Genomic DNA, 23,583 nt, shown 5'->3' on the forward strand with positions numbered 1-23,583 from the left:
GCAGTTCACCCCCTCCGTGCGCAGCACCGCACCGATTCCCGTCCGCCCGAGCCGGCCCGCGCAGGAGTCGCGGGATACGCGCATGGGCCGCATTCCTCTGGTGCTACCGCGTCCCTCCGTGCCGGGAGGGCTGTTCGCACCGCGCGCGTTCCTCGGTGAGGCCGTTCCCTTCCAGATCACCGCCTTCCGTGAGGGACACGACCTCATCGGCGTCCACCTGCGTCTCGTCTCGCCGTCAGGAGCGGAGACCCTCCACCGCCTCGCCCCCCTCAACAACGGCTTCGATCAGTGGCGGGTCCTCGTCGCGCCGTTGGAGAGCGGCGAGTGGACCTTCCGGTTCGAAGCGTTCGCCGATGAGTTCGCGACGTGGGAACACGCTGCGGCCCTCAAGATCGCGGCGGGAGTCGACAGCGCGCTGATGCGGGAGATCGGCGCCCAACTGTTCGAGCGCGCCGCCGCGGAGAAGACCCGCCCGGCCGCCGACCGGAAGCGTCTCGCCGCGGCGGCTGAGCGACTCCGCTCGCCTGCACACGATGACGCCGACGCGTTGGAGATCGTCCATGACGAGGCGATCGCCGCGCTGTTCGCATCACGTCCGCTTCGGGAGCTCGTCACACACTCGGACGAACACACCCTGATCGTCGAGCGCGAACGCGCCGGAGTCGGCGCCTGGTACGAGTTCTTCCCGCGCTCAGAGGGCGCCCGGCGGCTCAAGGACGGGAGCATCAAGAGCGGCACGTTCCGGACCGCGATCAAGCGACTGCCAGTGGTGTCCGACATGGGTTTCGATGTCGTTTACCTCCCGCCGATCCACCCGATCGGTGAGGTCAACAGGAAGGGTCCCAACAACACCCTGTCCGCCGGTCCGGGCGATCCCGGCTCCCCCTGGGCGATCGGTTCGCGGTTCGGCGGCCACGACGCCGTCCACCCCGACCTCGGCACTCTCGCGGACTTCCGGGCCTTCGTACGTGCCGCGTCGGCGCAGGGATTGGAGGTCGCCCTCGACCTCGCGCTCCAAGCAGCGCCCGATCATCCGTGGGTCCGGGAGCACCCGGAGTGGTTCACGACGCTCCCCGACGGCTCCATCGCCTATGCCGAGAACCCTCCGAAGAAGTACCAGGACATCTACCCCATCAACTTCGACAACGATCCCGAGGGCATCCGCGCCGAGGTGCTGCGGATCGTCCGCCACTGGATCGCGCAAGGCGTCCGGATCTTCCGCGTCGATAACCCGCACACCAAGCCTCTGCAGTTCTGGGAGTGGTTGATCGCCACGGTCACGGCGGAGACCCCTGATGCGGTGTTCCTCGCCGAGGCCTTCACCCGCCCCGCTCCGCTGCAAGCCCTCGCCTACAGCGGGTTCCAGCAGAGCTACTCGTACTTCACCTGGCGCAACACGAAGGCCGAGCTCGAGGAGTTCTTCGCCTGGATCACCGACGAGACGGCCGACTTCATGCGTCCGAACCTCTTCGTGAACACGCCCGACATCCTCACCGAGTATCTCCAGTACGGCGGCCGACCCGCCTACAAGGTGCGTGCTGCGCTGGCGGCGACGGCGGGGGCGAGCTACGGCGTCTACGCCGGCTACGAGCTCTACGAGAACGTCGCCCGACCGGGTTCCGAAGAAAACATCGACAACGAGAAGTACGAGTACAAGCTCCGGGACTGGGAAGGAGCGGAGGCGCGTGGAGACTCCTTGCGCCCCTATCTGACCCGCCTCAACGAGATCCGACGCGCTCATCCGGCGCTGCGACAGTTGCGTGGGCTGACGATCCACTGGAGTGACGACGACGCAATCCTCGTGTACCTCAAACATCTCCCTGCAGCGCTCAGTCCCGACGGAACTCCGGACACGATCATCGTCGTCGCCAACGTCGACCCGCACTCCGCGCGCCAGACGATGGTCCACATCGACAGTGCCGTCTTCGGTGTCGAATCGGGTACCGACTATGACGTCGAAGACCTCATCACCGGTGATCGGTGGACATGGAACCGCGACAACTTCGTGCGTCTCGACGCCTTCCACGAACCCGTGCACATCCTCCACGTCAGGGGCCAGTCATGACCGCCGTCTCCGATTCCGTTCTCGACGCCGTCGCTGCAGGCACCTACCACGCCCCGCACGACGTGCTCGGCCTCCACCGTGACGGCGATGCCTGGCGCGTCCGGGTGCGCCGTCCCCTGGCGCACCGCGTCACGGTGATCACGGCGTCCGGCGATCGCGTCGACCTGACGCACCGACGAAGCGGGATCTGGGAGGGACGCGTCGACGCTGCCCCCGACAGCTACCGTGTCGAGACCACCTACGACGACGGCGAGGGATTCACCGAGGACGACCCGTACCGCCATCTTCCGACGCTCGGCGACATCGACCTGCACCTCATCCGCGAGGGCAGGCACGAACAGCTCTGGACGGTGCTGGGGGCGCGCGTGCGTCATTTCCCGGGAGCCGACGGCGTGTCCTACGCCGTGTGGGCCCCCAACGCTCGCGCGGTCCGCGTGGTCGGCGACTTCAACGGGTGGGATGGTCGCGGGCATGCGATGCGCTCGCTGGGTTCCAGCGGCGTCTGGGAGCTCTTCGTGCCGGGCCTGGGTCCCGGCGCCACCTACAAGTACGAAATCCTCACCCCGGACGGCCAATGGACTCTGAAGGCCGACCCGATGGCGATGCGCGCCGAGGTTCCCCCGGCCACGGCCTCCGTGGTGACCGAGAGCGCCTACGACTGGAACGACGGCGCCTGGATGACGGCCCGCGCCGCTCGCACGCCGCTGGATCAGCCGATGTCCACGTACGAACTGCATCTGGGCTCGTGGCGTCCGGGGCTCGGCTACCGCGAGGTCGCCGATCCGCTCATCGACTACGTGACCTCGCTCGGGTTCACCCACGTGGAGTTCCTTCCGCTCGCCGAGCACCCCTTCGGAGGCTCCTGGGGGTACCAGGTGAGCGGCTATTACGCCCCGACCAGTCGCTTCGGCTCCCCCGACGACCTCCGTTACCTCATCGATCGCCTGCACCAGGCGGGCATCGGCGTGATCATGGATTGGGTCCCGGGCCACTTCCCGAAAGATGCGTTCGCGCTCGCCCGGTTCGACGGGCGTCCCCTCTACGAGCACCCCGACCCGCGTCGTGGAGAGCACAAGGACTGGGGGACGCTCATCTTCGACTACGGCCGAAACGAAGTACGGAACTTCCTCGTCGCCAACGCGCTCTACTGGTACGAAGAGTTCCACGTGGACGGACTTCGGGTGGACGCCGTCGCCTCGATGCTGTACCTCGACTACTCGCGAGAGGCCGGCGAGTGGGAGCCCAACATCCACGGCGGGCGGGAGAACCTGGAGGCCATCCGCTTCCTGCAGGAGGTCAACGCGACCTCCTACAAGCGCTACCCCGGGATCGCCATGATCGCCGAGGAGTCCACGAGCTACCCCGGCGTCACGGCACCGACCGACCACGGTGGTCTCGGCTTCGGCTTCAAGTGGAACATGGGCTGGATGAACGACTCGCTCGTCTACATCTCGCGCGACCCCATGTACCGCGCGCACCACGAAGGCGAGCTGTCCTTCTCGTTCGTCTACGCCTTCAGCGAGAACTTCGTGCTTCCCATCAGCCACGACGAGGTCGTGCACGGCAAGGGGACGCTCTTCACCCGCATGCCGGGCGACCACTGGCAGAAGCTCGCCAACATGCGCGTGTTCCTGGCCTACATGTGGGGTCACCCGGGCAAGCAGCTCCTGTTCATGGGGCAGGAGTTCGGTCAGATGTCGGAATGGTCGGAGTCCCGCAGCCTCGACTGGTGGATGCTCGACCAGCCACCGCACCAGCAGCTCCAGGGGTTCGTCGGGGCTCTCAACCGCGCGTATCGGGACAACGCGCCGCTGTGGTCACGAGACAGCGACGCCGACGCCTTCGTGCGCTTGGGGGGCCCGAGCTGGAATCCGAACGTCGTCGCCTTCGCCCGCCGTGACCACCATGGCAATGTCGTCGCCGTGGTGGCGAACTTCTCCGGCGTGCCGATCCACGGTTACCGGCTGGCGCTTCCCGAGCGAGGGCAGTGGCGCGAGATCCTCAACTCCGATGCGCAGGAGTATGGCGGGTCCGGCGTCGGGAATCTCGGTGGGGTGGAGACCGACGATCAGTCCGAGGCCACCCTCGTTCTGCCGCCCCTCGGCGCGCTCTGGCTGTCCCACGGGCACGACTCCCGCGGCTGAGCGGATTGCCGCGGGTCTGTCGGCCGGGGTCAGAACAACAGGCTCGCCAGGCGTGACCGCGCCTGCAGCACGCGCCCATCGGCGTCGCCGATCAGACCGAACAGCTCCAGCAGGCGCTCACGAACAGGGATGCGCTCGTCAGCGGGAAGCTGCGCGAAGAGATCGAGCAGTCGGCCGAAGGCGTCGTCCACGTGACCGCCCGCGACGTCGAGATCGGCGACGGCCAGCTGCGCTGATACATCGAGCGGATCAGCGGCTGCAGCCGCCCGCACTTCCGCGCCGTCGATCCCCTGAACCCGATGCAACAGCCGCACCTGCCCGAGACCCGCCCGAGCGTCCTCATCGCGAGCGTTCTCCGCCAGGGCCGCTTCGTACGCGGTGATCGCGCGGGCGTAGTCTCCCGCTTCGATCGCGTCGAAGGCCTCCTGATGAAGCGGCGGGAGAGCCGGCTCGCCGGCGGCTTCGTCGGCCGGGGCGTCCTCCCCGTCGGTCGGCACCGTACCGGTCACCCCGTGCTGCGCCGCCAGCTGCAGTAGCTGGGCGAACACTTCACGCACCTGCTGCTCGGGCACCGCTCCGGTAAAGAGCGGAACCGGCTGTCCGGCGATGAGTGCCACGACCATAGGGATGGACTGTGCGCGAAACCCCTGAGCGAGCTGGGGGTTCGCGTCGACGTCCACCTTCGCCAGCACGACCCGGCCGGCCAGCTCCCGCACGACGTGCTCGAGCACGGGACTCAGCTGCTTGCAGGGCCCACACCACTCGGCCCAGAGGTCGACCACGACGGGAACCGTCCGCGAGAGCTCCAGGACCTGCCCGAAGTTCGCGTCGGTCGCGTCGAAGACGAGACTGCTCGCCGGAGCCTGCGCCTGTTCGCCCTCGGCCGCCGGAGTGGGACGGTTACGGAGCGAGGAGAGGTCGACGGCGCCGCGGAGCACCGCGCCGGAAGTCGGGTCGGTCACTTCTTCTTCACCACCTTGGCTGAGAGGATGTCGGAGGAGTACCCCAGGAACCGGATGCGTTCCGTGGAGCTTTCGGCGGGGATGAAGAAGAACAACTGGTCGCTGTAGGTCGTCGTGAACCCCGTCGAGGACTGGGTGACCCCCGTCAGCGTCTTCACGACGGGGTTCCCGGGCTTGCCGTCGACTTTGATGACGGCGTCGTCGTTGGTCGGGGTGACCGTGACGTTCTCGTCGACCGTCACCGCCACGATCGCACCGCTGTCGACGGTCGACATGGCCAGCGGCTCGTCGTCACCGGCAGAGGCCGTGAAGGCCATCTTGCCGGTCTTGGCCCCCGTCTTGTTGAACTGCTCCAGGATGCTCGCCCGGTTCTCGTCGACCGAAGCGCGGAACGAGTCGGTCTCCTCATCGAAGAGCTTGGCGTAGGTGCTGTCGTCACCCTTGTCGAGGACGTCCGCGTATGCGGCAGCGAGCTCTTGGGGAGGCAGGAGCAGGAACGGAGAATCAGGCTGGACGCGCCGCGCGCCGAGATACTCGGGTGCCACGTTCAGCTCCGCATCGGCGACGAGGTTGGCGATGTAGGAGAGCTTGTAGTCCGCCCAGGGATCCTGCTGAGTCAGCGTCATGATGGTCGCGAGACTCGTGGACGGATCCTCCACGACCGCGAAGAAGGCACGGGGCCAGCCGGTGAACGCCTCCGGGAGGAGGATCTCGAGGTCCTTGGTGGGGATCGCTGCGAGGGGTTTCTGGTCGTCGAGGTCTTCGCGGAGCTTGTAGTTCGTCTTGCGCACGGCAAGCGCCGCCCCGGTCAGACGCTTCTCCGCCTCCTTGGCGCTGCTCTTCTCATCCGCCGCCGCGACTTGAGCAGCGACCTTCGTGAGGATGCGTTCGGCCTGCGGGGGCGTGACGGCCGGAGGATCGTCCTGGCCCTCGGGCACGATGATCGTGGTGCTCGCCGTCGGCGTCGGCCCCGCCGGGAGCTGAGGCCACGAGTCCGCGGAGCACCCCGCCACCGCCAGTGCAGTCGCCGTGACGATGGGGATGGCGAGGAAGGCCCGCTTGCCGCCCGACAGCTGACGGCGCGTCGGGGACGCGCTGATCACGCCCTTCTCTGCCGCCTCGTCGGTGAGGTCGATGGGCTGCGTCTCCAGCATGGGCAGACCCTTCCGGCGGGGTCCGCGAGAGCGACGCGCATGACGCACCCCGAGGATGTACAGCACGATCCCGATCGCGAGCATGATGCTGCCGCCGACGATCAGCGGTCCTGCCCACGGCGTCGTCACTCCCGTCGGCCAGGTCACCGAGAGCGTCGCGGGCGCCGGCGAGCTGCCATCCCCCGCGACCAGGACGCTCATGTCGGCCGGTAGCTGGAGGGTCTGGATGAGGACGTCGTCCTGGGAGAACTCGTCGAGCCACAGGTCTGAGCCGGCAGGGTCGAGAGGTGCTTCCTCGTTCGTGTCCGCGTCGGTGGGAGGAGCCTGGGCAGCCACCCGGGTGGTCGTCACCTCGCCGCCCTTCTGCTGCACGTGCACGTAGTCCGAACGCGCGAGCCACGCCAGCACATCATCCGTACGGCCGTACGCAGCGAAGATCTCTCCGTCGCCCTGAGCACGCAACGTCTGGGCGCCTGGATGATGGGCGAGCACCGCTCCGTCGATGAGCACGTACGGCGCGGAATCGTCGAGCGCGATCGACTGCGTCTCCGTCTTGGGGCCCTGAAGGACGGTGCGCTGCGCGATGCCCGCGCCGATCATCACCGTGGCCAGCACGAATGCGGCCACCGCCCAGACAAATCGCACGGATCACCTTCCCGCGCTCGGGCATACCCAGCGAAGTGCTTTCGGGGCGTGCTCGGGCGCACAATCGACGTTCCAGACTAGCGAAATCTCCTGAATGTCGCCCGGGAGGGGGTGGCGGCGGCGCAGCCGGCGCGGCCGTGCGTATCCTGATCGTCAACCACCTCGGCAGAAGGCAGACCCGTGAAGCTTCAGCATCCTTTCCGCACCGCTCTCGTCGCTACCCTCGGCGTGGGCGTCGGCCTGATGCTGATCTCGAGTGTCCAGACACTGTCTACCGTCCTCCTCTACGTCGGTACCGCCCTCTTCCTCGCTCTGGGCCTGGACCCCCTGGTCTCGTGGCTGGAGCGCCGGGGGCTTCCCCGGTGGGGGGCGCTGGTGGTGACCTTCGCCGCCGTGCTCGCCGCCTTCGCGGGGATCATCCTGATGGTGGTGCCCATCATCGTCGGCCAGATCACACAGCTCATCAACGAGATCCAGAAGCTCATCGCTCAGCTCGTCAGTCAGCAGTGGGACCCGATCACCGACACCAAGGAGTGGCTGCACACCACCTTCCCGCTCCTGGATGTCGATCAGGTCTTCGATTACCTCTCCGACTGGTACCAGTCGATCAACGTCGGAGGGATCGGGACGAGCATCGGGGAGAGCCTGGTCACGATCGGGGCATCCATCATCGCGGGATTCACCGGGGCGATCATCGTCCTCATCCTGACGATCTACTTCACGGCCTCCACACCGTCGCTGAAGGCTGCGGTCTACCAACTCGTCCCCGCCTCGAAGCGGGCACGCTTCATCGACCTGTCCGAGCAGATCACGGCTTCTGTCGGCTACTACGTGATGGGGCAGGTCACGCTCGGCGCCGTCAACGGCGTGCTCAGCGCGATCTTCCTCACGGTCATCCAGGCCCCCTTCCCCGCCGTCCTGGCGGTGGTCGCGTTCTTCTTCTCGCTGATCCCCCTCGTGGGCACGCTCACGGGTTCGATCATCATCGTGCTGACGTGCCTGATCCCGGGTCTCGGTTCCCCGCTCACGGCCATCGTCGCCCTCGTCTGGTACGTCGTCTACATGCAGGTGGAGGCGTACCTGATCTCGCCGAGGATCATGAACCGCGCGGTCGCTGTTCCCGGGGCCGTCGTGGTCATCGCTGCGCTGGCGGGCGCGTCCCTCGGCCAGCTGCTCGGCGCCCTCGTCGCCATCCCGGTCGCCGCGAGCATCCTCATCATCTACCGCCAGGTCGTGATCCCCCGGCAGAATGAGCTATGACGCCGGTCGTCCCTCTGCTCCGTCCCATTCCTCGGGCAGCGGGAGCGCGTCAGGGTTGACGGCCGCGACGATCTCGGTCAGCACCCGTCGGGTCTGGTTCTCCCCGACCCACAAGTGCTTGCCGCCGTCGACGGCGACCAGGGTCGCGTTCGGGAGGACCCCGAACCGACGTCGGGCCTCGTCCGGCCTCAGGTAGTCGTCGAGCTCCGGGACGAGGACGACGAGAGGGCGCGGATCGTCCCGCCAGGCCGCCACCTCCTCATCGGTGGTCCGATGCAACGGCGGTGAGAGGAGGATGACGCCCGCGACGTCCAGATCCCGCCCGTACTTGAGGGCGAGTTCCGTGCCGAAAGACCAGCCCACGAGCCACGGGCGCGGCAGCCCGCGCTGCTCGGCGAAGGCCACCGCGGCGGCGACGTCGAAGGCCTCGGAGGCTCCCCCGTCGAAGGCCCCCTCGCTCGTTCCCCGCGCCGACGCCGTTCCCCGCGTGTTGAAGCGCAGCACGGCGATGTCGGCCAACGCCGGCAGACGCCCCGCGGCCTTGCGCAGGATGTGCGAGTCCATGAAACCGCCGGCGGTGGGGAGCGGATGAAGCGTGACGAGCGTGGCGACCGGGGGACGGTCGAGCGGCATCGCCAGTTCTCCCACGAGTGTCAGCCCGTCGAGGGTGTGCAGTTCGATGTTCTCCCGCCGCGCAGGAAGGAGGATCGGTCCGCGGATCTCCATGTCAGCCTCTCCCCCAGCATCCGGTGTGCCAGTGCCTTCGCGCCGCCAGGTCTGCGGCATCTCCCAGGATGCCATCGGCGCGCCACACGACCACATGTGCGGTTCCCGGCGATACCTCCCCTGCGCACCCGGGGCAGGTGTAGCTCTTCAGCGCTTGCGACGCCGAGACGGGCTGGACCGTCCATTCGCGTCCGTGGCGCACCTCGGTGCGCTTCCAGCCGGCAAGCAAGCGCTCGAAAGACGCGTCGCCGGCCGTGGAGTCCCGTCGGCGGCGATGTGACCGGGGCATGCGATCAGTACCAGCCCCGACGCTGCGAGTGATCCCAGGCGCCGCAGGGTGAGCCGTAGCGTCCCTTGATGTACCCGAGGCCCCACGTGATCTGGGTGGCCGGATTGGTCTCCCAATCGCTTCCCGCGCTCGCCATCTTTCTGCCGGGGAGCGCCTGGGGGATCCCATAGGCTCCGCTCGACTTGTTGTAGGCGTTGACGCGCCAGCCGGACTCCTTCTTCCACAGTGCGACGAGGCAGGCGAACTGGTCGTCTCCCCATCCGCGCGCGGTCACCAGTTCATAGGCGATGGCCTGCGCACTCCCGGGGTTGGGAGTCACGAATGGCGGCCGCCACGACGCCCCTGATCCGCCCGAGGGCGAACCGGTCGCCGTGTCCTTCGTGGCCGCCGTCGGGGTGGGCTTCGGCTTCGGCTTGACGTAGGCGGTGAAGTTCATCCCGTCGCGGCCGAGTCCGTCCTCGTCATCCGCGTGGGTGGCGATGTAGGCCTGGGCATCCTGGATCGTGCTCGCATAGAGCGAGATCGGATCCGGCTCCGCAGCCTGCGCGGGAGAGATCGTGGCGGTGAGCGGAAGGACATAGGCCCCTGCAAAAGCCGCCGTCGCGAAGACGGCGAACACCGATACGAACCGGCGTCTGCGCGACCAGGCCGTCGGCTCCGATGAGCTTCGGCCACGCGTCACGGAACGTCGCGTGGAGGCCGGAGGCTTCGCAGACGAGACGGGGATCACGGCGCGGTCAGGACTCACAATGCGCTCGATCTTACCGGTCCCGCTTCACACATGCCACGCCCGCGCCGTCCACGGGACTATCCGACGGCCAGCATCACTTCGACGACGGCGTCGAGCACGGCGTCCACTTGCGCCTCGTCGTAGCCGTTGCGCTGCATTCGGAATGCCACCGTTCGCACCTGCTCGGCCGTCAGGGGCTCCCCCGACTCGAGGTATCCCGCGATGCGATCCGCAACGATGTCGACCTCATCGATCCGATAGCCGAAATGCAGGTAGCCTGCCCGGCGGAACCGCTGTCGCGGCTCCCTGGACAAGCGGTCGAGGACCTCCTGCGCGAGTCGGCGTGACGCGCTCACCCAGGCCCGCGCACCCGCCTGCGACAGCGCCGCCTCCCGCTCCCGGGCCGCGAACGCGTCCTCGATCCGCCCGAGAGCCGAGTCGACGGCCGCGACCTGGTAGCCCTGACGAACGAGGGGGAAGGCCGTTTGCCGCACGTCGGCGGACCGCATCGGGGTCTCCGAGGCCGGCGCCTCGAACGCCTCGCGCGCCCGCGCAAGGAACGCGTCGACCGCCTCCGGATCGTAGCCCTTGGTGCGGCCGGTCGTTCGAGGGAACGGGCGAACATCGGTGTCGGTCATGAGGCACCTGCCAACGGGGAGAGGACGAAATACAGGCCGAGCGTGACAGCGGCCGACGGGAGGATGGAATCGAGCCGATCGAGCACACCGCCGTGACCAGGCAGCCAGGAGCTCATGTCCTTGATCCCCAGATCCCTCTTGATCATCGATTCCCCCAGGTCCCCGACCGTGGCGGTCACCAGGATCACGACGCCCACGAGCAGTGCGGCCCAGATCGGAATGTCGAGCAGGAAGATCCCCGCGAGAACCGCGGACACCAGGGCGAACACCGCTGCCCCCGCGAAGCCCTCCCAGGTCTTCTTGGGACTGATGCGCGGCGCCATCGGGTGCTTGCCGAAGGCGAGCCCCGACGCGTAGGCGCCTGTGTCCGAGGCGACGACGACCACGATCATCGTGAGAAGCCAGTACTGCCCGGACTCCTGCCGCAGCAGGACGAGCGTGAGGCTCGCGAGGAACGGGACGTAGATCGGGATGAGGCCTGCGACGAGCAGATCGGAGACGACTTCGCCATACCGCCGCCCGTCCGCGAGGGCCATCTGAGTCACCATGCGCCAGACGATCAGCAGGCTGACCCCAGAGAAGGTGACGACCCAGTGGGTCCAGTGTCCCTCCATGAAGCCCGCCACCAGGATCAGGGTGCCGACGACGATCTGAGGCCAGACGTCCACACGGCGTCCCGCGCCCTGGAGCGCACGGGAGAACTCGAAGATGCCGAGCGCGCAGACGGGGATCGCGAAGATGAGGAACAACGACTTGATGAACAGCAGCGACCCCAGCACGGCCGCACCGATCGCCAGACCGATCAACACGGCCAGCAGGAGATTGCGGCCGGTGCGCTCATTGATGCGCTCGTTGACCTGCTCGAAATCCGCACGGGCCCGCCCGATCTGATGTTCGAACTCGGATCGAGCAGCGCGCACGTGCGACTGCAGCGACGACGGATCGGCCGAAGCGGCGCGACGCGCGTCACCTCTCGTCGGCGGGTCAGCCGGAGCCGGTCCCGACGCGGCCGAAGGGTCGTCGGTCATGGGGTGTCAGACCTCGAGGAGCTCGGCCTCTTTGCGCTTGAGCGCCTCGTCGATCTCATCGACGTGCGCACGCGTGATGGCGTCGAGCTCCTTCTCGGCACGAGCGAGGTCATCCTCGCCGACCTCGCTCTTGAGGCCGTCGAGCTCGTCCTTCGCCTTGCGCCGGATCCCACGGAGGTGCACCTTGGCGTCCTCGCCCTTGGAGCGCACGAGCTTGACGTACTCCTTGCGGCGCTCGGCGGTGAGCTCGGGCATCGTCACGCGGACGATGTTGCCGTCATTGGTCGGGTTCGCCCCGAGGTTCGGCGTGTCACGGATCGCCTGCTCGATCGCCTTGAGCGCCGACTTGTCGTACGGCGTGACGACCAGCGTGCGCGCCTCCGGGTTGTTCAACGACGCGAGCTGCGCGAGCGGGGTCGGCGAGCCGTAGTAGTCCACCAGGATCTTCTGGAACAACTGCGGGTTGGCCCGCCCCGTCCGTACGGTGGCGAAGTCGTCCTTCGCAGCCTCCACGGCACGGTCCATGCGCGCGGTCGTGTCAGCCAGAGTCTCGGCGATCACGGTCACTCCATTCGTTGTTGCGTCTGATCCAGTCTAGTGCGGAGGCCGCGCGCCACTCAGACGGTGACGAGCGTGCCGATCGACTCGCCCAGGAGGGCGCGGGTCACATTTCCGGCCGGCTCCATGCCGAAGACGCGCATGTCGATCCCGTTGTCCATGCAGAGACTGAACGCGGTCGAGTCGACGACCTTCAGTCCGCGCTGGAGCGCATCGGAGTAGGTCAGTCGGTCGAGCTTGATCGCATCGGCGTCGCGGTGGGGATCGGCCGTATAGACGCCGTCGACGCCATTCTTCGCGACCAGAACCTCGTCGGCGCCGATCTCCAACGCGCGTTGGGCGGCCACGGTATCGGTGGAGAAGTAGGGCAGGCCGGCTCCAGCGCCGAAGATCACCACGCGGCCCTTCTCCATGTGACGCTCGGCTCGTCGGGGAATGTAGGGCTCGGCGACCTGTGTCATCGAGATCGCCGATTGCACGCGCGTCGCCGCGCCTGCCTGCTCGAGGAAGTCCTGCAGTGCGAGGGCATTCATCACCGTTCCGAGCATTCCCATGTAGTCCGCTCGCCCACGGTCCATGCCACGCTGGCTGAGCTCGGCGCCACGGAAGAAGTTGCCTCCGCCCACGACGATCGAGATCTCGACCGTGTCCACAGCCTCGGCGATCTCTCGCGCGATCTGGCTGACGATGTCGGGGTTCACCCCGAGCTGCCCACCCCCGAACGCCTCTCCGGACAGTTTCAGGAGGACGCGCCGGCGTCCGGTGGTCTCAGTGGGCATGGGGTTCCTCTCGTCGGTTGCAGACTATCCAACAGCGGGCATCGAAAAGGGGCCCGCATCGCGATGATGCAGGCCCCTTTCGACGATTACGCGCCGACCTTGAATCGGGCGAAATCGGTGATCGTGATGCCGGCGGCCTTGGCGACCTGCTGGACGGACTGCTTGTTGTCCTTCGCGTAGTCCTGGTCGAGCAGGGCCACCTGCTTGAAGAACGCGCCGACACGGCCCTCGACGATCTTGGGCAGCGCCGCCTCGGGCTTGCCCTCGTTGCGCGAGATCTCCGTGACGATCTGACGCTCCTTCTCCACCTCGTCCTCGGGGACGTCCTCGCGCGAGAGGTAGGTCGGGTTGGCGAACGAGATGTGCTGAGCGATGCTCCGGGCCGTCTCGGCGTCGGTGCCCGTGTAGGCCACCACGACGCCGATCTGCGGGGGGAGGTCCTTGCTCGTCTTGTGGAGGTAGATCTCGAACGCGTCACCGGTCAGGGTGCGGACGCGTCGCAGTTCGACCTTCTCGCCGATGATCGCCGCTTCGTCGGAGATGAGGTCGGCGACCGTCTGTCCGCCGGCATCGGCAGCCAGAGCAGCCTCGGCCGAATCGGCACCGGCGGCGGCCGCGGCGTCGAGCACCTTGTCCGCGAGAGCGATGAACCGCTCGTTCTTCGCGACGAAGTCGGTCTCCGTGTTGAGCTCGATGATCGTGACCTTGCCGTCACGCTCGGCGGCGGCGACGAGGCCCTCGCTGGTCGAACGGTCGGCCCGCTTGGCGTTGCCCTTCGCCCCCTTGAGGCGCAGGATCTCGACGGCCTTCTCGAGGTCTCCGTCGGCCTCCTCGAGCGCCTTCTTGGTGTCGACCATGCCCGTGCCGAGCTGCTCGCGCAGGGCCTTGATGTCGGCGATCGTGAAGTTTGCCATGGGTAGTGGCTCCTAGTCGTGTGTCGTCTGGTGCCGGGGAGCCGCGATCGGCGGCTCCCCGGCGAAAGCGGATTACTCGGCAGCGCTCGAGTCGGTGCTGGTCTCGGCGGCCGGCGTCTCGGCAGCAGCCTCGGCGCCTGCCTCGTCGGCGGCGGACTCGGTGGCAGCGGTCTCGACGGCGGCCACGTCCGGCGTCTCCGCCGTCGGCTGCTCCAGGAGCTCCCGCTCCCAGTCGGCCAGCGGCTCGGCGTCGGCGGACTCCTCCGACGGCTGGTGACGCTGGATGAGCCCTTCGGCGGCGGCGTCCGCGATGATGCGGGTCAGCAGGCCGACCGAACGGATCGCGTCGTCATTCCCGGGAATCGGGAACTGGAACTCGTCGGGGTCGGCGTTGGTGTCGAGGATTCCGATCACCGGGATGCCGAGCTTCTTGGCCTCGTCGATGGCGAGGTGCTCCCGCTTGGCGTCGACGACCCAGATGGCCGAGGGCGTCTTCTGCAGGTTGCGGATGCCACCGAGCGACTTGTGCAGCTTGTCGAGCTCACGCTTCTTGAGCAGCAGCTCCTTCTTCGTGAATCCGCTCTCGGCGGGGTTCTCGAAGTCGAGCTCCTCCAGCTCCTTCATGCGTGCGAGGCGCTTGCTGACGGTGGAGAAGTTGGTGAGCAGGCCGCCCAGCCAGCGCTGGTTCACGTAGGGCTGCCCGACGCGGGTCGCCTGCTCGGCGATCACTTCCTGCGCCTGCTTCTTGGTCCCGACGAAGAGAATCGTGCCACCGTGGGCGACGGTCTCCTTCGCGAACTCGTACGCCTTGTCGATGTACGACAGCGACTGCTGGAGGTCGATGATGTGAATGCCCGAACGCTCCGTGAGGATGAAGCGCTTGACTTTCGGGTTCCAGCGGCGGGTCTGGTGCCCGAAGTGGACGCCGCTGTCGAGCAGCTGGCGAATCGTGACGACGGCCATGGCCGTTCTCCTGTTCTTTGGGTTGTCTTCGACGGCCGGTCGGCCGCGAACCTGGCGCCCTGGCACACACCCACCCTTCATGAAGGGACCGGGGATGTGTGACCTCGAGTGGGCACGCGTAGTCACCCCGACGAGCGGGATGCCCTTCCAGCCTACCAGTTACCCTGGCTCCTCCCCCGCCACTGCGGATCGTGCGCTCCTCACATCCGCCGAGATACGACCGCTCCTCCCGCGCGAAGGCCACGCACACTTGGCGCATGCGTGCCCTCGCCTCTGCGGTCCTTCTTCTCCTCGTCCTCGTCTCCACACCCTCGGCCACACCCGCCGTGCGCTCGGCGCCGGTCGATCCGCCCCCGATCGTCTGGCAGTGGCCCGTGACACCGCTCCGGATCGACGCCCCCTTCATGGAGCCCGCCCACGCCTACGCCGCAGGACATCGGGGGGTGGATCTCGTCGCAGCGCCGGCACAGACGGTCCTCGCTCCGGCCGACGGAGTGGTCGCATTCTCCGGCTCCGTCGCCGGTCGCGGCGTCCTCACGATCGATCATGGCGGCGGGTGGATCACGACGCTGGAGCCGGTGACGGAAGCGGCCCCGACGGGGACTGCCGTGGCGCGAGGAGCGGTTGTGGCTGTTCTCGGCTCCGGCGGCCACGGCGACGGGGCACTGCACTTCGGCGTGCGACGCTACGACCGCTACATCGACCCCACCGGGCTCATCGGCGGAGTGCCACCCGCCGTCCTCCTGCCCTGCTGCTGATCTAGGGGTCCGGTGCTGATCTAGGGGTCAGGCACGAGGATGAGCCAGTCGGTAGGTCTGCGTCAGCTTCTCCGCGGAGACGTGCGTGTAGATCTGGGTGGTTCCGAGGCTCGCGTGGCCGAGCATCTCTTGGACGGCGCGGAGGTCAGCGCCGCCGTCGAGAAGATGCGTCGCCGCGGAGTGCCGCAACGCGTGCGGGCCGAGTGCTGCGGCACCGACGGCTGGCCCCACGGTGCGGCTCACGACGTCGTAGACGGCTCGGCTGCCGATACGGCCGCCGCGCGCTCCGAGGAAGAGTGCCGGTGTCCCCGTCCCCCGGGCAACGAGCACCGGACGCCCCGACGAGAGATAACGATCGATCGCGAGCTGCGCGGGCCGACCGTAGGGGGCGGTGCGCTGTTTGGATCCCTTGCCGGTCACGCGGACCGTCCCGCGGTCGCGATCGAGGTCGTCGAGGTCGATTCCGCAGAGCTCCGACACGCGCAACGCTGACGCGTAGAGCAGCTCAAGGATGGCCGCGTCTCTCAGGGCGACGGCGTCCCCGTGATCTGCGACCGCCCGCGCCGCGTCGAGCACGGTGCTCATCGCATCGGCAGAGGCCACGCGCGGAAGCGGACGACCGCGCTTGGGAGACTGCAGCCGCGCGCTCGGATCCGAGGTGAGGTGCCCTGCGCTCACCGCCCAACGGAAGAAGGCGCGTGCCGAGGCCGCCCGACGAGCGATCGTGGAGCGAGCGTCTCCCCGCTGCGTGGCCTTCCACAGCCACTCACGCAAGTGCTCGATATCGACCTCCTCGAGGAGGTAGCCCTCGTTGAGATCCCGCAGGTCCGCCGTGTATGCCCGGACCGTTGCTCGGGAGAGCCTCCGCACGTCGGTGAGGTGGCGCGAGAACTCCTCGATCGCGTCGATCATCTGCACACGTCCACCATGCCTCCCCATGAGGACGACGGTCGGCCGACTCACCGAGGTGTGCGCCGCCACCCCCGCGGCCCTTCGATCACCCGGCCCTCGAGCGCGAGAAGTCCGAGCACTGCGGTCACGTCGTCGCCGCCTAGTCCCGTCCGCTGGGCGAGCTCGGCGACGCGACGCGGGGTAGTTGCGCTCAACGATGCGATGAGCCGGTCGTGCGGATCCGGATGCGACGTGTCAGCGCGGTGCGGGGAGTCGCTCTCGTGGACGTCTCCGAGAGAGCCCATCAGTTCCAGCACGTCATCGACGCCCGTGACGCATTGTGCACCGTACTCCCGCATCAACCGGTGACACCCCGCGGAGGCGGCGCTCGTCACGGGGCCGGGCACCGCGCCCAGAGGTCTCCCGAGCTGCGCGGCGTGTCCAGCGGTGTTGAGAGAGCCGCTGCGCCATCCGGCCTCCACCACCACCGTGGCCACCGACGACGCCGCGATCAGACGATTCCGCGCCAGGAACCGCCACTTCGTCGGTGACGCGCCACAGGGGACTTCGGCGACGACCGCGCCTCCCTCCCGCACGATGCGCTCGATGAGATGGCGATTCCCCGCGGGATATGCGCGATCGACACCGTTGGCGAGCCAGGCGACGGTAGGACCCTCTGCCAGAAGCGCAGTGCGATGTCCGACGGCGTCGATGCCGTAGGCGGCTCCCGAGACCACGACCGCGCCACGGCCAGCGAGACCGGATGCCAACTCGGCCGTGACGTGTTCACCATAGGCCGTAGACGCGCGGGCTCCCACGAGAGCGACGCTCCGCGGGAGGCTCAGAACCTCCGCTCTCCCCCGCCACCAGATGCAGACGGGAGCGTGGACGCCCAGGTCATCGAGCCGGCGTGGCCACTGATCGTCCTCGGGCGTCAATGGCACGACTCCCGCTGCGACTGCGCGCTCGGCAGCCGTGACCGCGTCGTCGAGCCGCGCCAGCCAGCGCCGACGGCCGGCCCGGAGCTCATCTGTCCGCACACTCGGGAGGTCACGCGCGCCGACGGCGATCTCCAGGGCGGCTCGAGCTCCGTAGGCAGCGATCAGCGCGCCAGCGACCCCATCGCCCGGTTCGATGAGGGCAGACCAGAGCATTCGCGCATCAAGCGCTCGAAGGGCATCGTCGTCCGACAGGTCCGCCCGCAGCGCTCCGGCGCGACGGCGGGCAGCCTCTGTGGACAGATCGATCATGACGCTGCCGATCCCTTCTTCAAGAAGAGTGCGCGGCCGACGTCGCCGACCGTGACACGGTCGCGACCGTCGAGATCCGCGAGCGTCCAGGCGACACGAAGCACACGGTCGTAGCCGCGCAAGGTGAGCGCGCCGCGGTGAAGAGCCGCATCCAGCGGCGCGCGAACATCCGCAGACGGCGCCTGAGGACCGTCGCGCAGCCACGTCCCGCTCGCTCGGGCGTTCGTCCTCCAGGGCAGCCCCTGAAGGCGGCGCTCCGCTCGCGCCCTGGCCTCGGCCACCCGCTCGCGTGCGCTCGCGCTGCTGACCGTGCCTTCGCCGCTGCGCAATCGAGCCAGCGACACCCTCTGCACGGCGAGCTCGATGTCGATCCGGTCGACGAGCGGACCGCTCAGTCTGCTGAGATAACGCCGAATCGCCAGCGACGGACAGGAGCAGGCGCCCCCGGGAACCCCATACTGGCCGCACGGGCACGGATTCGTCGCCAGAAGCAGCTGGAACCGCGCCGGGAACCGGGCATGGAAACCCGCTCTGTGGATCGAGATCTCTCCGGCTTCCAACGGCTGGCGCAGCGCGTCGAGCGCGTGGGCGGAAAACTCCCCCGCCTCGTCGAGAAACAACACGCCACCAGAGGCACGGGCGATCGCTCCCGGCCGCACATACCGGCTCCCGCCACCGACGAGAGCAGCTGCGCTCGCGGAGTGGTGGGGAGCTTCGAAGGGTGGCGTCCGATCGAGGATGTGCACGGGCCGACCCGCAAGCGATCGCAACGAGGCCACCTGCAGGGCTTCATCGTCTTCCAACGGGGGAAGAATGCCCGGCAGACGCCGCGCCAGCATGGTCTTTCCCGCCCCAGGGGGTCCGCTCATCAGCGCATGATGTCCTCCTGCCGCGGCGATGATCATCGCCTCCACTGCTTCGGGCTGACCGATCACCTCACGAAGATCGGTCTCCTCCGCCGGGGGGTCAGCGAGAGACGATTCTCCGCCCGGGAGGGGAACCGGCTCCTGCACGGTATCGACGACGTCCAAGCCGTGGAGTCTCGCCACATCACGAAGACTCACGGCGGGGACGACGCGCACGTCGGCCACCAGTTCGGCCTCGTCACGGCACGCGGCAGGCACCACGACCACGCGAAATCCTGCCCGGGCGGCCGCCGCCACGGCGGGAAGGATCCCCGGTACGGGCCGGAGTCGACCGTCCAGACTCAACTCACCCAGATGCACCGTGGCGCCGAGCGAGACGGCATCGAGGGGCAGTTCCGTCGCCAGCGCGGCGATCGCCATGGCGACGTCGAGGCCGGTCCCGTGCTTGGGCAGGCTCGCGGGTGAGAGATTGACCACGACGTGCCGACGAGGCAATGGCAGGTCGCTGTTGCCGCAGGCGTTACGAACGCGCTGGTGCGCTTCGCCGATCGACTTGTCCGGGAGACCGATCACCGTGAATCCCGGGGTCTGCGAAGCGAGATCGGCTTCGACCTCGACGACGTCGCCGACGAGCCCCGTGAGGACCACCGTCCACGTTCGACCGATCGTCATCGGACGTCTTCGAGGTGTTCGAGGACGGCGGTTCGGGGGTCTTCCCCCGTGATTCCGATGATGTCGAGTTGCAGACGGCGACCGCGCGCCTCGGACTCGTGAGTTCGGCTCCAGGTGGCACCGAGGCGCCACAGGCGCGCGGCCTTCCGCGCATCGACCGCCTCGAAGGGGTGTCCGAACCACGCCGTCCGCCGGGTCTTGACCTCGACGATGACCAGGCTTGCTCCGCGGGTGGCCACGATGTCGATCTCACCCTCGGGGCACCGCCAGTTTCGGTCGACGACCCGGTAACCGGCCGCGAGCAGATAATCGGCAGCCCGTTCCTCACCGTCGCGACCGCGTACGTCTTTCATCGCCATGCGACGATCGTCGCGCCCGATGACGCCGGCCGGTGCGCCCGGAGTGCCTAGGTGGGGATGAGCCCTACGATTCGCCCAGCGTGCAGGAGCCGACGCTCAGGAGTCGAGCGAGAGCTCGTCGGGGATCTGGAAGTCGCGCCGCTGCAACTCCTCGACGTTCACGTCCTTGAATGTGAGGACCCGCACCGACTTCACGAAGCGGTCCGCGCGGTAGATGTCCCACACCCACACGTCGTTCATCGAGATCTCGAAGTAGAAGTCGTGCTCAGTGTCGCGGCGCACGACGTTGACTTCATTGGCGAGGTAGAAGCGCCGCTCGGTCTCGATGACGTACTGGAACTGCGACACGACGTCGCGGTACTCCTTGTAGAGCGCCAACTCGAGTTCGCGGTCGTAATCCTCGAAGACTTCGTCATCCATGGTGACTCAATCCTATGGCCGCGGCGCCGCGTCGACGTCCCTAGAACAAGGTCGGCGCATCGGCGATCGCCCACGACGATCGATGGTGCGGACTGAGGCCGTGCGATCGGATCGCGGCACGATGGTCCGCACTCGCATACCCCTTGTTCCGCGCCCACTGGTACACGGGGCTCTCGTCATGAAGGCGCGCCATCAGTTCGTCTCGCGCGACCTTCGCGATGATCGACGCCGCGGAGGCCGATGCGCAGTCACGGTCCGCCTTGATGACGGGGCGGACGGTGAGCGTCGCCGGGCCGGCCGCCGAGATGTAGTCGTAGTTCCCGTCGAGGAGCACGATCGCCTCCTCGACGACGACTCCGGCCGCCCGCAGGTCGGCGATCGCGCGCTGTGCCGCCAGGCCCAGCGCACGCATGATCCCCACCCGATCGATCTCGCCCGCGTCGGCCCAACCGACTGAAGAGGCCCGCACCCACGCCCTCGCGCGCTCGGCGACCTCCGGCCGCCGAGCTTCCGCGACGAGCTTGGAGTCACGCAGTCCCGCGGGGATCCGGCGCCGCGCGCCGGCGGCATCCATCACCGTCGCCCCCACCGCCACGGGCCCCGCAAGGGCTCCACGGCCGACCTCGTCACACGCGATGATGAGCGGGTGCTCCTTGAGGAGCCGCCGCTCAAGACCGAGCCGAGGCGCAACGACCGTCATCGCGCCACGGGCTCCGGAACGCCGGCGAACACGTCGTGGTGGAAGTCGATGAGACCGAAGCGCGGCAACGGCGACGTGATCAGGAACGCGCGCCCAACGACATTGTCGAGCGGGACGAAGCCGCCTCCCGGTTGGTCCATGTTGTACCGAGAGTCTCGTGAAGAGTCCCGATTGTCTCCTAGCACCCAGAGCGACCCCTCCGGCACCGTCACGTCGTAGGAAACCACGTTGGGGGCGCTCTGGCCTTCCGCGAGGTTGAGGTACGAGGACTCGTCGATGGGGACGCCGTTGACGGTCACCTGACCCATCGCGTTGCAACAGACGACGTGGTCGCCCGGAACGCCGATGATCCGCTTGATCAGATGATCCTTGCTGTCCGGCGCGGAGATCCCGACGACCGAGAGCAGCCAGTCGACGGCCTCGACGAGCACTGACCTCGCCGGCGTGGGCTCGGTGGGAAGCCACCCGCCCGGATCCCGGAAGACGACGACGTCGCCGCGGGAGTACCCACCGAAGCGAGGGGTGAGCTCATCGACGAGGATGCGGTCCTTCACCTGCAGCGTCTGCTCCATCGAGCCGGACGGAATGTAGAACGACCGGACGAGGAACGTCTTGACCAGGAAGGACACCAAGACCGCGATGACGATGATGACGAGGATGTCGCGCACCAGCGGCCACAATCCTCGGCGAGACCGCCGTCGTGAGCGCAACGGTGCTTCGCCCGCCCCTGCGGCGGTCTCTTCGGACGTCATTCGGATCCTTCGTCTCGGCGGCAGGGGCTGATCCCGCCGTGCTCACTGCACCCCTCAAGGTTCGCACACCACGGCCGCGTCTCCGCGTCGCGCCGCACGCACACCACGACGGATTCCTCCACGTCGAATGCCTGGGTCCCGAGATACCCGGGAAACACGAATGCCCCGGATCACGCCCGGGGCATTCGTGGACAAGCGCGTCAGTTGTCGCGCTTCTCCTTGATCTTGGCCTTCTTGCCGCGCAGCTCGCGCAGGTAGTAGAGCTTGGCGCGACGGACATCGCCGCGGGTGACGACCTCGATGTGGTCGATGGACGGGCTGTGGACGGGGAAGGTCCGCTCCACACCCACCTGGAAGCTGATCTTGCGGACGGTGAACGTCTCACGAACGCCATCGCCGGAGCGGCCGATGACGACGCCCTGGAACACCTGGATACGGGAACGGTTTCCCTCGGTGATGTTCACGTGCACCTTGACGGTGTCGCCGGGCGAGAAGGTGGGGATGTCGGAGCGGAGCGAGGCCGCGTCGACGGAGTCGAGGATCTGCATGATCGTCACTTCCTGCGACCGCCACAGGTCGATCGCGAGAGTCAAAGGTGAATGAGGTGTGCCCGAGACGCCGATGGTTCGACGCCGTGCTCCCCTGAGGCAGAGACCGGTCAGGGCACAAGTGTCCATTCTGCCATGGACGGACACCGTCGCCAAAACGCCCGCGGTGCGCGCCCGGGAGCCGTCAGCTCGTCGGGGGCCGGTTCTCGCGAACGATCAGCACGTCGGGATCAACGCGCTCCGATGCGGGCTCGGCCGTCGGAGGGATGTAGCCGACACCGTCACTCGTGCGCAGCAGGAAGGTCGAGGGCCGCGCCTCCCGCCACAGCTGAGACAGCGACGTGCAGAACGCGGCGACGCCTACCGCGATCGTCACCGCGAGTGTCGGCCACCACCACCTGCCGTCGAAGACTCCGAGAGCGACGATGAACACGTGCCAGGCCCCGATGACGCCGACGTCGGTCCAGGACACGGCCCGATCCGTGCGTACCGTGCCGCGGGCACGAACCAGCAGGGTCAGCACGATCTGGCCGATGAACACGATGGGAGCCGAGACGAGCACCCACAGGAGCGCCCAGGGGTTCGCGCCGAACACGATCCACCCGACCACGAGCCACAGCGGCAGGACGACCGCCGCGGGAATCAGCCATCGGAAGAACGCCCGTCGTACCCACATGACTCCGATGCTACGCCTGTCCGTCAGAATGGAACCTGAGGAAAGGATCCACATGATCGAGTTGCGCACGCCCGCAGAGATCGAACAGATGCGTGCCGCGGGGCGCTTCGTCGCCGAGGTTCTCACCACCCTCCGGGACGAGACGACAGTGGGGACGAACCTCCTGGCGATCGACCGTCGTGCCCACGACCTCATTCGGCGGGCGGGGGCGGAGTCGTGCTACATCGATTACCACCCCTCGTTCGGGGCGAGTCCGTTCGGGAAGGTGATCTGCACATCGGTCAACGACGCCGTCCTCCACGGCCTGCCACACGACTACGACCTGCGCGACGGCGACCTGGTGAGCCTCGACTTCGCCGTCTCCGTCGACGGCTGGGTCGCCGATTCGGCCGTCTCCTTCGTCGTGGGCACGGCGCGCGATGAAGACCTCGCGCTGATCGACACGACCGAGCGGGCCCTGGAGGCCGCCATCGCTCATGCCCGCGTCGGCAACCGCATCGGAGACATCTCCGCCGCCATCTCCCACGTGGCCACGACCGACGGCTATCGCATCAACACCGACTTCGGCGGGCACGGCGTCGGACGCACGATGCACGGCGACCCGCACGTGCCCAACGATGGCAAGGCCGGTCGCGGATACCCCCTGCGACCGGGGCTCGTGCTGGCGCTGGAACCGTGGTTCCTGCAGACCACGGACGGGCTCGTCACCGACCCCGACGGCTGGACGCTGCGCAGTGTCGACGGCTCACGCGGCGCACATTCCGAGCACACGGTCGCGATCACCGACGAGGGACCGATCGTCCTCACCGATCGCTCGTTCCTCGGCGTCGATTGAG

25 protein-coding genes are annotated in these 23,583 nt (G+C 67.9%); 5 read left to right on the forward strand and 20 right to left on the reverse strand.

The window, feature by feature from the left end; genetic code table 11:
• The first annotated feature begins 82 nt into the window (after nt 1–82).
• Both QM591_RS08810 and glgB read left to right on the forward strand, forming a co-directional pair.
• The gene (locus tag QM591_RS08810) at nt 83–2,065 is read left to right on the forward strand and encodes an alpha-1,4-glucan--maltose-1-phosphate maltosyltransferase (protein ID WP_415131771.1); all 1,983 of its coding nucleotides are present in this window, start codon (nt 83–85) and stop codon (nt 2,063–2,065) included.
• Nucleotides 2,062–4,209: a 1,4-alpha-glucan branching protein GlgB gene (glgB, locus tag QM591_RS08815; RefSeq protein ID WP_415131651.1), complete on the forward strand. Its 2,148-nt coding sequence runs from the start codon at nt 2,062–2,064 to the stop codon at nt 4,207–4,209. Before QM591_RS08810 ends, glgB begins: the two co-directional genes overlap by 4 nt.
• A gap of 29 nt (nt 4,210–4,238) precedes the next feature.
• On the opposite strand, the gene QM591_RS08820 is transcribed toward glgB, so the two are convergent.
• Nucleotides 4,239–5,171, reverse strand: coding sequence for a tetratricopeptide repeat protein (locus QM591_RS08820; RefSeq protein ID WP_415131653.1), 933 nt, complete (start codon nt 5,169–5,171; stop codon nt 4,239–4,241).
• Nucleotides 5,168–6,970 (reverse strand): glycosyl transferase, encoded by a 1,803-nt coding sequence (locus tag QM591_RS08825; RefSeq protein ID WP_415131655.1) that lies wholly within the window; start codon nt 6,968–6,970, stop codon nt 5,168–5,170. The genes QM591_RS08820 and QM591_RS08825 overlap by 4 nt, the downstream gene beginning before the upstream one ends.
• 180 nt (nt 6,971–7,150) lie before the next feature.
• Between QM591_RS08825 and QM591_RS08830 the strand changes: the two genes are divergently transcribed.
• Entirely contained in the window at nt 7,151–8,230 is a 1,080-nt protein-coding gene (locus QM591_RS08830) for an AI-2E family transporter (protein WP_067160511.1), read from the forward strand.
• On the opposite strand, the gene QM591_RS08835 is transcribed toward QM591_RS08830, so the two are convergent.
• The 9 genes from QM591_RS08835 to rpsB all read right to left on the reverse strand — a co-directional run bounded on the left by QM591_RS08835 (nt 8,225) and on the right by rpsB (nt 14,855).
• Complete coding sequence (locus QM591_RS08835) at nt 8,225–8,956, reverse strand: alpha/beta hydrolase (protein ID WP_415131658.1); 732 nt, start codon at nt 8,954–8,956, stop codon at nt 8,225–8,227. The genes QM591_RS08830 and QM591_RS08835 overlap by 6 nt on opposite strands.
• A gap of 1 nt (nt 8,957) precedes the next feature.
• On the reverse strand, nt 8,958–9,245 hold the full coding sequence (locus tag QM591_RS08840; protein ID WP_415131660.1) for a hypothetical protein: 288 nt from the start codon (nt 9,243–9,245) through the stop codon (nt 8,958–8,960).
• A gap of 4 nt (nt 9,246–9,249) precedes the next feature.
• On the reverse strand, nt 9,250–9,864 hold the full coding sequence (locus QM591_RS08845; protein ID WP_415131662.1) for a lytic transglycosylase domain-containing protein: 615 nt from the start codon (nt 9,862–9,864) through the stop codon (nt 9,250–9,252).
• A 188-nt stretch (nt 9,865–10,052) separates the two neighbouring features.
• Nucleotides 10,053–10,613 carry a DivIVA domain-containing protein gene (locus QM591_RS08850; RefSeq protein WP_415131664.1) on the reverse strand — a complete coding sequence of 187 codons (561 nt, stop codon included), beginning with the start codon at nt 10,611–10,613 and terminating at the stop codon, nt 10,053–10,055.
• Nucleotides 10,610–11,641, reverse strand: a complete 1,032-nt coding sequence (locus QM591_RS08855) for a phosphatidate cytidylyltransferase (RefSeq protein WP_415131666.1) — start codon at nt 11,639–11,641, stop codon at nt 10,610–10,612. The genes QM591_RS08850 and QM591_RS08855 overlap by 4 nt, the downstream gene beginning before the upstream one ends.
• A gap of 6 nt (nt 11,642–11,647) precedes the next feature.
• Nucleotides 11,648–12,202 (reverse strand): ribosome recycling factor, encoded by a 555-nt coding sequence (gene frr / locus QM591_RS08860; protein ID WP_415131668.1) that lies wholly within the window; start codon nt 12,200–12,202, stop codon nt 11,648–11,650.
• A 56-nt stretch (nt 12,203–12,258) separates the two neighbouring features.
• Nucleotides 12,259–12,978: a UMP kinase gene (pyrH, locus tag QM591_RS08865; RefSeq protein WP_415131670.1), complete on the reverse strand. Its 720-nt coding sequence runs from the start codon at nt 12,976–12,978 to the stop codon at nt 12,259–12,261.
• 86 nt (nt 12,979–13,064) lie between these two features.
• A complete protein-coding gene (gene tsf / locus QM591_RS08870) occupies nt 13,065–13,892 on the reverse strand; it encodes a translation elongation factor Ts (protein ID WP_415131672.1) in 828 nt (275 codons plus the stop codon).
• Between the two features lie 72 nt (nt 13,893–13,964).
• Nucleotides 13,965–14,855, reverse strand: coding sequence for a 30S ribosomal protein S2 (rpsB, locus tag QM591_RS08875; protein ID WP_415131674.1), 891 nt, complete (start codon nt 14,853–14,855; stop codon nt 13,965–13,967).
• A gap of 257 nt (nt 14,856–15,112) precedes the next feature.
• Here rpsB and QM591_RS08880 point away from each other — a divergent pair, with 257 nt between their 5' ends.
• Complete coding sequence (locus QM591_RS08880) at nt 15,113–15,613, forward strand: peptidoglycan DD-metalloendopeptidase family protein (RefSeq protein WP_415131676.1); 501 nt, start codon at nt 15,113–15,115, stop codon at nt 15,611–15,613.
• Nucleotides 15,614–15,640: 27 nt separating this feature from the next.
• Here the strand turns inward: QM591_RS08880 and QM591_RS08885 are convergent, their stop codons facing one another.
• The 9 genes from QM591_RS08885 to QM591_RS08925 all read right to left on the reverse strand — a co-directional run bounded on the left by QM591_RS08885 (nt 15,641) and on the right by QM591_RS08925 (nt 22,747).
• Nucleotides 15,641–16,525 (reverse strand): tyrosine-type recombinase/integrase, encoded by an 885-nt coding sequence (locus QM591_RS08885; protein WP_415131773.1) that lies wholly within the window; start codon nt 16,523–16,525, stop codon nt 15,641–15,643.
• A gap of 47 nt (nt 16,526–16,572) precedes the next feature.
• Complete coding sequence (gene dprA / locus QM591_RS08890; protein WP_415131678.1) at nt 16,573–17,754, reverse strand: DNA-processing protein DprA; 1,182 nt, start codon at nt 17,752–17,754, stop codon at nt 16,573–16,575.
• Nucleotides 17,751–19,292: a YifB family Mg chelatase-like AAA ATPase gene (locus QM591_RS08895; RefSeq protein ID WP_415131680.1), complete on the reverse strand. Its 1,542-nt coding sequence runs from the start codon at nt 19,290–19,292 to the stop codon at nt 17,751–17,753. The genes dprA and QM591_RS08895 overlap by 4 nt, the downstream gene beginning before the upstream one ends.
• Entirely contained in the window at nt 19,289–19,651 is a 363-nt protein-coding gene (locus QM591_RS08900) for a YraN family protein (RefSeq protein WP_415131682.1), read from the reverse strand. The genes QM591_RS08895 and QM591_RS08900 overlap by 4 nt, the downstream gene beginning before the upstream one ends.
• Nucleotides 19,652–19,747: 96 nt before the next feature.
• Entirely contained in the window at nt 19,748–20,071 is a 324-nt protein-coding gene (locus QM591_RS08905; protein ID WP_067160553.1) for a DUF2469 family protein, read from the reverse strand.
• A 40-nt stretch (nt 20,072–20,111) separates the two neighbouring features.
• A complete protein-coding gene (locus QM591_RS08910; RefSeq protein WP_415131684.1) occupies nt 20,112–20,771 on the reverse strand; it encodes a ribonuclease HII in 660 nt (219 codons plus the stop codon).
• A complete protein-coding gene (gene lepB / locus QM591_RS08915; protein WP_415131686.1) occupies nt 20,768–21,523 on the reverse strand; it encodes a signal peptidase I in 756 nt (251 codons plus the stop codon). The genes QM591_RS08910 and lepB overlap by 4 nt, the downstream gene beginning before the upstream one ends.
• 200 nt (nt 21,524–21,723) lie before the next feature.
• A complete protein-coding gene (rplS, locus tag QM591_RS08920) occupies nt 21,724–22,071 on the reverse strand; it encodes a 50S ribosomal protein L19 (protein WP_067162723.1) in 348 nt (115 codons plus the stop codon).
• A 184-nt stretch (nt 22,072–22,255) separates the two neighbouring features.
• Nucleotides 22,256–22,747 carry an MFS transporter permease gene (locus QM591_RS08925; protein ID WP_415131688.1) on the reverse strand — a complete coding sequence of 164 codons (492 nt, stop codon included), beginning with the start codon at nt 22,745–22,747 and terminating at the stop codon, nt 22,256–22,258.
• A 52-nt stretch (nt 22,748–22,799) separates the two neighbouring features.
• On the opposite strand from QM591_RS08925, the gene map reads away from it, so the two are divergent.
• Nucleotides 22,800–23,582 (forward strand): type I methionyl aminopeptidase, encoded by a 783-nt coding sequence (gene map / locus QM591_RS08930; protein WP_415131690.1) that lies wholly within the window; start codon nt 22,800–22,802, stop codon nt 23,580–23,582.
• The last annotated feature ends 1 nt before the right edge of the window (nt 23,583 follow it).

Origin of the sequence: Microbacterium sp., from assembly GCF_047607225.1 — a bacterium.
GTDB lineage: Bacteria > Actinomycetota > Actinomycetes > Actinomycetales > Microbacteriaceae > Microbacterium.